This window comes from Algoriphagus lacus (genome assembly GCF_003583985.1).
In the GTDB taxonomy this organism is placed as follows: Bacteria; Bacteroidota; Bacteroidia; order Cytophagales; family Cyclobacteriaceae; genus Algoriphagus; species Algoriphagus lacus.
In genome coordinates, this window is the sequence record NZ_QXML01000018.1 from 18,861 (window position 1) to 30,684 (window position 11,824).

At 41.7% G+C, this 11,824-nt stretch carries 11 protein-coding genes; 6 read left to right on the forward strand and 5 right to left on the reverse strand.

Annotated features, from left to right (window positions below):
- Window position 1: 1 nt before the first annotated feature.
- The 4 genes from lpxA to D0X99_RS20005 all read right to left on the reverse strand — a co-directional run bounded on the left by lpxA (window position 2) and on the right by D0X99_RS20005 (window position 4,568).
- Complete coding sequence (lpxA, locus tag D0X99_RS19990; protein WP_119479651.1) at window positions 2-781, reverse strand: acyl-ACP--UDP-N-acetylglucosamine O-acyltransferase; 780 nt, start codon at window positions 779-781, stop codon at window positions 2-4.
- Window positions 778-2,172 carry a bifunctional UDP-3-O-[3-hydroxymyristoyl] N-acetylglucosamine deacetylase/3-hydroxyacyl-ACP dehydratase gene (locus tag D0X99_RS19995; protein ID WP_119479652.1) on the reverse strand — a complete coding sequence of 465 codons (1,395 nt, stop codon included), beginning with the start codon at window positions 2,170-2,172 and terminating at the stop codon, window positions 778-780. Before D0X99_RS19995 ends, lpxA begins: the two co-directional genes overlap by 4 nt.
- A 125-nt stretch (window positions 2,173-2,297) precedes the next feature.
- On the reverse strand, window positions 2,298-3,320 hold the full coding sequence (gene lpxD / locus D0X99_RS20000; protein WP_119479653.1) for a UDP-3-O-(3-hydroxymyristoyl)glucosamine N-acyltransferase: 1,023 nt from the start codon (window positions 3,318-3,320) through the stop codon (window positions 2,298-2,300).
- A 15-nt stretch (window positions 3,321-3,335) separates the two neighbouring features.
- Entirely contained in the window at window positions 3,336-4,568 is a 1,233-nt protein-coding gene (locus tag D0X99_RS20005; RefSeq protein WP_119479654.1) for an HD domain-containing protein, read from the reverse strand.
- A 59-nt stretch (window positions 4,569-4,627) separates the two neighbouring features.
- On the opposite strand from D0X99_RS20005, the gene porX reads away from it, so the two are divergent.
- From porX to D0X99_RS20020, 3 genes are read left to right on the forward strand one after another with little or no spacing between them, the layout of a single operon-like run.
- Window positions 4,628-6,187 (forward strand): T9SS response regulator signal transducer PorX, encoded by a 1,560-nt coding sequence (gene porX, locus D0X99_RS20010; RefSeq protein WP_119479655.1) that lies wholly within the window; start codon window positions 4,628-4,630, stop codon window positions 6,185-6,187.
- 6 nt (window positions 6,188-6,193) lie between these two features.
- Window positions 6,194-6,625, forward strand: coding sequence for a tRNA (adenosine(37)-N6)-threonylcarbamoyltransferase complex ATPase subunit type 1 TsaE (tsaE, locus tag D0X99_RS20015; RefSeq protein ID WP_233553768.1), 432 nt, complete (start codon window positions 6,194-6,196; stop codon window positions 6,623-6,625).
- Window positions 6,615-7,826 (forward strand): alanine dehydrogenase, encoded by a 1,212-nt coding sequence (locus D0X99_RS20020; protein WP_119479656.1) that lies wholly within the window; start codon window positions 6,615-6,617, stop codon window positions 7,824-7,826. Before tsaE ends, D0X99_RS20020 begins: the two co-directional genes overlap by 11 nt.
- Here D0X99_RS20020 and D0X99_RS20025 read toward each other — a convergent pair whose 3' ends face one another.
- Window positions 7,827-8,300: a response regulator gene (locus D0X99_RS20025; protein WP_119479657.1), complete on the reverse strand. Its 474-nt coding sequence runs from the start codon at window positions 8,298-8,300 to the stop codon at window positions 7,827-7,829.
- A 203-nt stretch (window positions 8,301-8,503) separates the two neighbouring features.
- On the opposite strand from D0X99_RS20025, the gene D0X99_RS20030 reads away from it, so the two are divergent.
- The 3 genes from D0X99_RS20030 to D0X99_RS20040 form a co-directional block, all read left to right on the forward strand.
- Window positions 8,504-10,780: an Rv1355c family protein gene (locus D0X99_RS20030; protein WP_119479658.1), complete on the forward strand. Its 2,277-nt coding sequence runs from the start codon at window positions 8,504-8,506 to the stop codon at window positions 10,778-10,780.
- 1 nt (window position 10,781) lies between these two features.
- Window positions 10,782-11,492 (forward strand): hypothetical protein, encoded by a 711-nt coding sequence (locus tag D0X99_RS20035; protein WP_119479659.1) that lies wholly within the window; start codon window positions 10,782-10,784, stop codon window positions 11,490-11,492.
- Window positions 11,485-11,824 (forward strand): 7TMR-DISMED2 domain-containing protein (locus tag D0X99_RS20040; protein ID WP_317133440.1); only part of this gene is annotated, 340 nt, incomplete at its 3' end. The genes D0X99_RS20035 and D0X99_RS20040, both read left to right, overlap by 8 nt.

The window sequence follows — 11,824 nt, forward strand, 5'->3', positions numbered from 1 at the left end:
ATCAGTTGATGTAGCCTTTCATTACCCCACGCTCGGAAGATCGGATGAAGTTTAGAATCTCGTCTCTTTCCTTGGTAGCGGGGAGGTTGATTTCGATTTCTTCTAAGGCCCGGCTGTTATTCATACTGTTGAGGAAAAGGTAACGGTAAACCTCCTGAATGTGGGAAATTGTTTCACTGGAAAAGCCTCTTCTTCTAAGTCCAAGAGAATTCACCCCGGCATAGGATAGCGGTTCCCGTGCAGCTTTGGTAAATGGAGGTACGTCTTTTCTGACCAAAGAACCTCCTGAAATCATGGCATGCATTCCGATTTTTACAAACTGATGTACTGCGCTTGATCCTCCGATAATTGCCCAATCGTCAATTGAGACATGTCCGGCAATCTGTACCGAGTTGGCGATGATCACATTGCTTCCAATCATACAGTCGTGAGCCACATGGACATAAGCCATGAGCAGGCAATTGCTGCCCACTACAGTGGTTTGCTTGTCAACGGTACCCCTGCTGATGGTCACGCATTCTCGGATGGTCGTATTGTCACCTACCACAACAGTAGATTCCTCACCTTGAAACTTCAAATCCTGGGGAATACCTGCTATCACAGCACCTGGGAAAATCCTGCAGTTTTTACCAATTCGAGCTCCTGGATAGATCGTTACATTAGAACCGATCCAAGTGTTTTCACCGATAATCACATCCCCATGAATCATGGTAAAAGGGTCCACATGGACGTTGTCTCCCAATTGTGCTTTTGGATCTATGTGTGCGAGTGTACTAATCATGATTCTTTTCGGGTTATGCTGGCAGTCATTACGGCTTCACACACAAGAGTATTGCCAACATAGGCTTCGCCTCTCATCTTTGCGATTCCTCTTCTGATCGGCGCTAAAAGTTCGCACTTGAATACCAAGGTATCGCCCGGTAATACCATTTTTCTGAATTTGCAATTTTCAATTCCCAGGAAATAAGTCCAGTAGTTCTCAGGGTCTTCTACTGAACTCAAAACCAAAATCCCTCCTGTCTGTGCCATGGCTTCAACTTGAAGAACACCCGGCATTACCGGATTTCCCGGGAAATGGCCCATAAAGAAAGGTTCGTTCATGGTGACATTTTTCACCCCAGCTACCACCGTATCATCCAAATATATGATTTTGTCAATAAGCTGAAAGGGATAGCGGTGAGGCAAGATATTGCTAATCTGATTGATGTCCATCACCGGAGGCAGCTTCGGGTCGTAGTGAGGAATATGGGATGCTCCGGCTTTTTCCATTGCCCGCTTCAGTTTTTTTGCAAAAGCCACATTTGCGGCATGACCTGGACGTGCAGCAAGAATCTGAGCTTTCAGGGGTCTCCCCACTAATGCCAAATCTCCCACTACATCAAGAAGTTTATGACGTGCAGGTTCATTGCGGTAGCGCAGATCCACATTGTTTAGAATACCTTCCTTTTTGACTTCAACGGTCTGCTTGTTGAACATTTTGGCGAGGTGTGCCAGTTCGTCTTTTTCTACCACACGGTCCACGACCACAATGGCATTATTCAAATCTCCTCCTTTGATCAAGTTGGAGTTGTAAAGCATCTCAAGTTCATGAAGGAAACAGAATGTTCGGCATGATGCTATTTCTGTTCTGAATTGGCTGATATCGGTAATGGAAGCGTGTTGACTACCCAACACCGGTGAATTGTAATCCACCATGACAGTCACTCGGTAATTGTCTGTTGGCAATGCCACCATTTCCACTTCCCGGGCGGAATCTTTGTATTGGATGCTTTCCTGAACTTCAAAAAATCTTCGAAGGGCATTCTGTTCTTCAAAGCCAGCTTCTTCCAATACTTCAATAAACTGAATGGAGGAACCATCCATAATCGGAGGCTCTGGGCCATCCAACTGAATCAGCACATTGTCAATTTCAAGTCCTACCAAGGCTGCTAAAACATGCTCCACAGTGTAGACTCTGGCGCCATTTTGTTCTAAAGTAGTGCCACGGGACACGTCCACCACTAAGTCACAATCTGCATCTACCGTTGGGCGTCCCTCGAGATCAATACGCTGGAATTTGATGCCATGGTTTGGGGGGGCTGGCAGAAAAGTCATATTCGAAACGACCCCGGTGTGCAAGCCAACTCCGGAAAGTTCCACCTGTTTTTTGATGGTATGCTGTTTTACTTTCATCTGTTTTTAATTTTTGCAGCAGTCAGATGGAATCTTGCATGGTTTAAAATCAACTTGGTGATTGATGTTGTCGTTATGCTCGATTTCATGATGTGTTTTCCTTTCGGAATTTCAAGGCAGCAAAATTAGCCCTTTTTTTCCAGTTCTTTGATTCGCTTCTCGAGGTCGTCCAGATTTTTGAACAGGGTGTAGGATCTCAAAAAGTCTTTAACATCCATGGACATATAGCCAAATAAGGTTTGGCCTGATTTTTTGATGGATTTACTGATTCCGGTATTGGCACCGATTGTAGTATGATCGGCAATTTTAATGTGTCCTACAATTCCAGCTTTTCCTGCGATAACACAATTTTTACCGATTTCAGTAGACCCGGAGATCCCTGTTTGAGCTGCAATCACGGTGTTTTCTCCGATGACCACGTTGTGGGCGATTTGTACCTGATTGTCAATTTTTGCGCCTTTTTTAATCACTGTAGAACCCATTGTCGCACAGTCTACGGTGGTGTTTGACCCTATGCTCACGTTGTCTTCCAAGATTACATTGCCGATTTGTGGGATTGCTTTGTATGTTCCGTCTGGCTGAGGAGCAAAGCCAAACCCATCCGCTCCGATTACCGCTCCTGGGAAAATCTCACAATTATTACCAATCTGGGTGTCTGAACAGATTCTTGCGCCGGGATGGACAATGGTACCATCACCGATTTTCACTCCATTGCCGATATAAGCCTGAGGGTGGATTTTCACATTTTTTCCGATTTGGCAGTTCTTCCCAACGTAGGAAAAAGCTCCCCGGTAATGATTTTCTCCAATCGTGCTGCTTGAATGAAAAAAGCTTGGTTCTTCGACTCCTACCAAAGATGCTTTGGTGAATTGAGCGTACGCTTCCAATAGCATGGTAAATCCTAAATAGGCGTCCTTAACTCGAATCAGTGTGGTTTTAAAGGGTTTTATTGGCTTGAAATCCTCCGAAACAATTACTGCCGTAGAGTCAGTTTCATAGAGAAATGGCTCGTATTTTTCATTGGCCAAAAAACTAATACCTCCTGGTCCACCTTCCTGGATTTTATCCAGACGGTTTACTTTTTGATTTTCATCTCCTTCTGCTTTTCCTCCCAAAAGTGCGGCTATCTGGCCTAGCGTGAATTCCATATACTGCTGGTGGATTTATTTAGTTAAAATTAGGCTTTTGGCTTTACATACGTAATGTTTCTCCACAATCTTGCTCATTACTTTGATGTTTGGTAGGTCTGCGGCCATCGCGACATCCAGGACTTTTCCTTTTTTAGTAAGGATATTGATTCGGTCTTTGGCTAAATATCCGTAGTTGCTCACAGTCCCGGAACTGAAGAAATAATCGATATCGTCCTCTGGTATCTGTAATTTTTTAAGGGTTTTGGCTTTCATTTCCTCCAATTCCGTGGATGAAAATGGCTCGTTAACCAAATTGATTTTGAAGAGATTTCTAGTCAGAAACATTTGAGATATGTTTCTCAGCACATAATCGTCATGACTTTTCCAAAGCTTGATCGCTCCCCAAATATCGAAATCATCCATACTGAGGAAATTCTCCAGCAGTTTTTTGTCTTTTCTGAAATCTTCCAAGGTAAAGTCGTTTTTCATAAAAAACTCAAGCTCTTCTGTTACCGTAAAAGCCATTCCTGATTGAGCCAGCATTTTTGCCCGCTGAATCAGATTGATGAGCATTTTTTCGGCACTGACAGTGGTTTTGTGAAGGTACACCTGCCAATACATCAGTCTTCGGGCACTCAGAAAGTTTTCGATGGAGTAAATTCCTTTTTCCTCAATGACCAGCTGACCGTCTTTAACATCCATCATTTTGATGATCCGGTCGGCTCCGATCGTGCCCTCCGAAACTCCCGTAAAGAAACAATCTCGCTGAAGGTAATCCAGTCTGTCAATATCCAACTGGCTGGAAACGAGCTGGTTCAAAAATTTCCGTTCATACTGATTCTTAAAAATTCGTAAAGCAAGGTCCAATTTGCCACCTAATTGCTCATTTAGGAGTTCAATGGTTAGGAGTGAGAGTTCTTCATGAGGGACTCCCTTGAGCAGACTGTATTCCAACGCATGGGAAAACGGTCCATGGCCAATGTCATGAAGCAAAATTGCAATTAATGCGGCTTCATATTCCTCTTCGGAAATGTCGGTTCCTTTTATTCGTAGATTGTCCAGCGTGATGCTCATCAGATGCATGGCCCCGATAGCATGGTGAAATCGGGTATGCAGTGCTCCGGGATAGACAAAATCGGTCAAACCTAACTGCTTGATCCGGCGTAGTCTCTGGAAGTAAGGATGATCAATGATCGTGAAAATTAACTCACTGGGGATGGTAATAAATCCGTAAACCGGATCATTGAGTATTTTCTGGCTTTTCAATCAGCGCTCATTTGATTGACTCAAAAGTAATTATAATTTTAAAAGAAAGGGAACCCCAAATGTCTCAAAAATTCAACATCCTCTGGGCAGACGATGAAATCGACTTGCTCAAACCACACATCCTTTTTTTGAAACAAAAAGGCTATGAGATCACTACGGTCAATTCCGGTGTGGATGCAATAGAAGAAGTCGAGGCTAGAAATTTTGACGTTATTTTTTTGGATGAAATGATGCCGGGAATGACTGGTTTGGAGACTTTGCAACAGATCAAGCAGATCAAACCCCAGATCCCGGTGGTCATGATAACTAAAAGCGAGGAAGAGCATATCATGGATGATGCGATTGGAGGAAAAATTGCCGATTACCTGATCAAGCCACTCAATCCAAGTCAGATTTGGCTTTCAGTGAAAAAAATTCTTCAGAACAAGCAACTGATTGATTCCAAGACAACTCAGAATTACCAGCAGGAATTCATGCAGATCAGCTTGGCCTTAGGTGAAGCAAGAGACCATCAGGATTGGGCTGATTTATACCGAAAATTGACCTTTTGGGAACTTCAGATTGACTCTACCGAAAACAAAAACATGCTGGAGGTGCTTGAAAACCAAAAGTCCGAGGCAAATTCTTCGTTCGCTCGATTTATTAAGGAGAATTACTTAGACTGGATGGATGAGAAAAATGCAGATAAACCCCTTTTGTCTCACAAAGTACTTCAGGAGAAGGTTTTTCCGGTTTTGAAAAGTAGAAAGCCGGTCTTTTTGATTGTAATTGACAATCTTCGATTGGACCAATGGGAGGACATTGAGTCATTGTTGACTCCATATTTTAACGTGGAGGAAAAGGATACCTATTTCAGCATCCTTCCTACCACTACGGCTTTTGCAAGAAATGCCTTATTCAGTGGAATGATGCCTATGGACATGGCACGGCTTTATCCAAAACTATGGGAGGATGAAGACACGGATGAAGGAAAGAATAACTTCGAAGAGGATTGGATTCGAATAAACCTAGATCGAAACAGGCTTCCCATTAAATTCACTTATAACAAGATAATTCAGACCCAACAAGGAAAAGCAGTGCTGGATCAGTTTCATACATTCCTCCAGAACGATCTAAATGTGTTGGTTTACAACTTCGTTGATATGGTGTCTCATGCCCGGACAGACATGAAAATGATCCGTGAATTGGCTCCTGATGAATCAGCTTACCGTTCACTTACCCGAAGTTGGTTTGAGCATTCCTCATTATTCGACCTGTTCAAAAAAATTCAACACGCTGGAGCTGATGTCATTGTGACTACTGATCACGGAACCAAAAAAGTCAATAAACCCTATCGGATCATTGGAGACAAAAATGTCACAACCAACCTCCGGTACAAACAGGGGAAGAATTTAAATTTTGAGCCCGGAAAGGTTTTTGAAATCAGGAAACCGGAGGATGCAAAACTGCCCAGATTAAACGTTTCCTCTTCCTATGTTTTTGCGGTGGAGGATTACTTTTTCGCGTATCCCAACAATTACAACTATTATGTCAACTACTACAAAGACACTTTTCAGCACGGAGGTATATCTTTGGAGGAAATGATCGTGCCGATAGTGCATCTTAGCTCCAAATCTTAATATTCCTTGTTCAACTTTTCTTACACACTGGATCAAATACAAGAAGCTGCCCATCAAGTGATTGGAGTGGCAGGTGAGGAAAAAATCTGGATTTTTCAAGGGCAAATGGGAGCAGGTAAGACCACATTGATCAAAGCCCTTGCAGGAGAAATGGGAGTGAAGGATCAGGTCAGCAGTCCGACGTTTGGGATAGTCAATGAATATTCAACATTGACTGGACCGAAAATTTATCATTTTGATTTTTATCGTTTGGATGATCCTACAGAGGCATTGGATATCGGAATAGAAGAGTATTTTTATAGTGGAGAATATTGTTGGATCGAATGGGCAGAGAAAATTGCAGAGTTCATCCCTGAAGATTTTCTCCTGATCCGAATAAGTTCCAACTCAGATCAAAGCAGGGCAATCACTATTCAACATTCCAAAGATGTCAACTGAATTAAGCGAACTTACCTCTGTAGGGCTGGTTACCAAAGAGTCTCCCATACAGGTGAAAAAGGGAGCCAAGCCACTTCACGTAGGACTTCCAAAGGAAATTTCCACCCAGGAAAACCGAGTGGTTTTAACTCCTGAAGCCGTTGGTTTGCTAAGTAATAATGATATCCAGGTAATCGTAGAGTCAGGTGCTGGATTGCATGCCAAATTTAAAGACCAGGATTATTCAGATGCAGGGGCAAAGATTGTCTATTCCAGGAAAGAAGTTTTATCTGCCGAAGTAGTATTAAAAGTCGATCCCTTGACGATTGAGGAGATAGCCGAAATGTCTCCCGGGAGCTGCCTGATTTCTGCCTTGCAACTGGAAAAGCAGGATGCTGAATTTATCAAGGCCTTGAATGACAAAAAGATCACGGCAGTAGCCTTTGAGTACCTGGAGGATAAAGTAGGTGGTATGCCAGTGGTCAGAGCCATGTCGGAAATTGCCGGAAGCACCGTGATGCTCATTGCGGCTGAATATCTTTCCAGTGTTAATGAGGGAAAAGGGTTGATTTTAGGAGGGGTCACCGGAGTTCCTCCTACTCAGGTGGTAATTATAGGAGCCGGAACCGTAGCAGAATATGCGGCCCGAACCGCAATCGGCTTAGGTGCCAATATCAAGATTTTTGATAATCACATTTATAAGCTGAGGAGGATAAAACAACTTCTGGGACAGCAAATCTATACTTCTACCATTGATAATTACAGCTTAGGACAGGCCTTGGCGGAAGCTGATGTAGTTATTGGAGCGCTTCGAGCTGAGAAAGGAAGAAACAAAATCGTTGTCACCGAAGAGATGGTGGCGAATATGATTCACGGAGGAATTATCATTGACGTTGGAATAGACCAGGGTGGATGTATTGAAACAGCCAGGATGACCACTCATGATGATCCTGTCTACAAAGTCCATGATATCATCCATTACTGCGTACCCAACATAGCCTCACGTGTGGCCAGGACGGCATCTTATTCACTAAGCAACATTTTTACCCCAATTATTTTGCAAATGTCCGACTTGGGTGGAGCAGAGGAAATGATTTTTAACTACAAGTGGTTTCTTAGAGGAGTTTACACCTATCGAGGAAGTCTGACCAATGCATTTTTAGCACGAAAGTTTGGCTTAAATCACAAGGAATTGCAATTGTTGCTTGCAGCCAGGTATTGATCAGGAAAGCAGATTCTGACGGAGTAAAAACTCCAATTGCTCGTTTGCTTTTAGCAACGCTTCGGTTAATCGTTCATTTTCCCGTCTGAGAGAATAAACTTCGAAGGCATTTTTGATTACAGTTCTCAGGTAATCTTCTTCCCAAGGCTTTGTCAGGTAATGGTAAACCTGACCTTTATTGATTGCATCAATTACCGCCTGGATGTCCGTGTATCCGGTTAGCAAAAGACGAATAGGCTTAGGGTGAACAGGAATTATACTTTCAAGAAATTCCACACCGGTTTTTTCCGGCATCCGCTGATCGGTAATGATGATGTCAATGTCCTCTTTTGAAAGAATTTCTTCTCCCTCTTTTGCTGAAATGGCGAGAAAGATTTTATAATCCCTTCTGAACGTGGCTTTAAATGCCTGAAGATTATTCTCTTCATCGTCTACGTAAAGGATTTTGATTTTTTCTTCTGGCTGATTTTCCATCCAAAGGGTTCCTTAATTCGGGGATTTTACTGACCAAATAATCTGTTTTAAAATTAAAAAACAAACATTTGGAAGAGGGTGTGTTATTTTATGCCAAGCTAGTGAGTTTTTAGTTCTTTTTATCAATAAATTAATTACTAAATAATTTGACTTAAATCCGAAAAAATTAACTTTACTCAGCTTTATCACCCTAAAGTCTAGCTATGCTTACCAAAACCAGATTTGATCTTCAAGATCAAGTCAAACCTATAATCCTCCTTCCAACATACTCTTCACATTGGGAGGAAATACAGGACTTAAGATTGAGCAAATACGTGTATACGGTTGATGCTATCGATAGTCAAGTGATGGATTTGATAAAAGCTAATCAACCTGAAATTCAATTTTCAAAAAGTGAATTAGAGAAAATGGTTGTTGATTTTTTTATAGATAAAGAGAGAGATTTTTATGGAAACTGGGTTTTTTATCCTTGGAAAAACACTTTAGTGCATATACTCGGTGAGGAAGAGTTTGTTAGAGTTCGGACACTTCGAAATAATTATAAAATAACACCCTCCGAACAGGCAGAATTAAGTAAAAAGAAGGTGGGTATCGTTGGTCTTTCTGTTGGTCAAAGTATAGCATTAGCAATGGCTTTGGAGAGAAGTTGTGGAGAAATGAGACTTGCAGATTTTGATACGCTTGAACTCAGTAACCTCAATAGATTAAAAGCCGGGGTAACCAGTCTAGGTATTGAAAAAGTAGTGATTGCCGCACGAGAAATTTCTGAAATAGACCCCTATTTAAAAGTCACACTTTTTCGGGAAGGAATTCATGAAGGAAATATCCAGGAGTTTTTGATGGGAAACGGCAAGTTGGACCTTCTGGTAGATGAGTGCGATAGCTTGGACATAAAAGTTTTACTCAGGGAAAAATCGAAGGAAGCCAACGTACCAGTCATGATGGATACCTCTGATCGAGGCATGCTGGATATAGAGCGATTTGACCTTGAGCCCCAGAGGCCAATTTTTCATGGAATGCTGGAGGGAATTACCAAGGCTGAACTGGCAAATTTGTCCAACAAGGAACGAGTGGCCATCGTATTGAAAATCACTGGCTTGGAGACACTTTCGCTGCGTATGAAGGCCTCTTTGCTGGAAATTGGATCTTCGATTACCTCCTGGCCCCAGTTGGCCTCCGGAGTTTTTTTGGGAGGGGCTTCAGTTGCGCATGTAGGTAGGAGGTTGCTTTTGGGAGACAAAGTTCCTTCGGGGAGATTTTACGTTGACTTTGATGAAATCGTAAAAATTGACCAGCCTGATGAAGTAGAATTACTTCCCCATTATCCCAATGCCTCAGATTCTGCCTTACGACTTTTGAAAAAACTTCCGGATAACATTCTCCAATCCGGGTATATTTTATCAGCCGAGGAACTCAAGAAGATCTTGTCCTTGGCCAACATGGCACCTTCAGGTGGCAATATTCAGCCTTGGATTTGGATTTTTGACCGAAAGGGAATTCTTCACCTGTTTCATGACAAAGAAAGGAGTCATTCGATGCTGGACTTTAAAGGAACCGGATCCTTGATTGCCTTTGGGGCAGCGCTTGAAAATTTAAGGTTGGCTGCGGCAAAAGAGGGCATCGAAATAGAGATGATCAATCAAATTCAAGAGTTTGAAGATGATTTGATTTGCTCGATCCGGTTTATCGCAAAATTTAAATCTTCCATTCCAGTGCCGCATCATGAGTTGGTAGATGGGGTTGCTTTGCGTTGTACAAATAGAAAAAACAACGGTAGACAGCTGCTCCAAAAATCTCAATTGGACGAATTGGCTGGTTTTGCTGCACAGGAAGGGCTTTCAATTAAAATTGCCGAAGAAAAAAAGGATCTCGAAAGTTTGGCGGAAATAGTAGGAGGGATGGATCGAATGAGATTCTTCCATGAGGAAGGATTGATGGATTTTATCAAAGAAGTCCGCTGGAGTGAAAAGGATGCCATCGAAACAAAAGATGGAATTGATATTGCGACATTGGAAATGTCAGGCACAGAAAAAGCTGCTATGGGACTTCTGAAAGATCCAAGAACTGTAAAGTTTTTCAGGAAGTTTTTGATGGGCTATGGATTAACTAAAATTTCAAAAGATACATTGTGTACTTCTTCCGCAATCCTGCTGTTGCAGGGGAGTGAATTTTCACCCAAATCCTATTTGGAAGCGGGGAAAGTTTTACAGAGAATCTGGATTAAAGCAAATCTGATGGGAATAAGTTTTCAGCCCGTAACTGCAATGCTTTTTATTTTCCAGAAAGTCCTTCGCGAAGAAAATCATGGATTTACTCAGGAGGAAGAAAAAGAAATCAAAAAATTGAAAAATAAATTCGACGTCATATTCAATAACGACAATGGCATTCAGGATTTGTTTATGTTTAGGCTTAACAAAGCCGGTGAGCCTTCTGTAAGAGCCTACCGTCGAGATGTAGAAGACACCTTAATTCTGGTTTAAAATGTTTAAGTTCAAAGCATTTAGGGCGATAGACGAGCCGGTCAGGTGTGAAAGATTTGTGAAAGGCCATGCTGACGTATTGAGGCAATATGGTGTCACCAAGGTTACTTCTTCCAACAATGATTGGATGTTTAATCCCTTTGTGTATGTCGTAACCGTTGAGCTTGAAGAAACAGGCGAAATTGTGAGTGGATTAAGAATTCACATAGCCCATCCCAACTATCCGCTGCCTATGGAAATGGCGGTTTCCCAAGTTGACCACAAAATTTTTGAACTAGTCAAGCAATATTCTAAAGAAGGAACCGGAGAGGTGTCAGGGCTATGGAATTCCAAGTCCATTTCAGGATATGGTGTAGGTGCTGTGCTTTTGATTCGTGCTGGAATTGCGATAGCCAGTCAGTTAAAATTGGGTTCTTTGCTTGCTTTGGTAGCAGAGTACACATTGAAGCCTTCCCTCCAAAAGGGGTTCGAAATCGAGGAAGGAATTGGTAATTCTGGGACGTTCTTTTATCCCAAATTAGATCTAGTGGCTACCTCTATCGTAATGAAAGACCCTTACAATTTGCCGATGGCGGAGGCACATGAACGAGAAACCATACAAGACCTAAGAAATAATCTACAATGCTCCAAAACTGAAATAGGCCCAAGAGGAGAGTTTCTGGTGGAATATGATTTAGTGATTTCAAATCCCGATTGGAGAAAAGATGTATAAAATATTTGTATTCTTATTTAGTCTGACCCTTTTTATTCCTGCTGATTTTTTTCCTGAAAATAAGACAACTAGTATTCTGTGTTTTTCTTATTTATTAAAAGATAAGGAATTAAATATTGATGATGTATTAACTGACATTGACACATTTTCATATAACAATTGCGAGGAGTTTAATTTTGGTATAAATGATCAGGCTGTATGGATAAAAATAGACAATCAAGATTTGACATCATATTCAAATCCACTGTTGGTTTTGAATTCATCTTCTCTGGATTATGTCTATTTGTATTCTGTAAGTGGTGGTAAGATTGAAAATGAACTGGTAAGTGGAA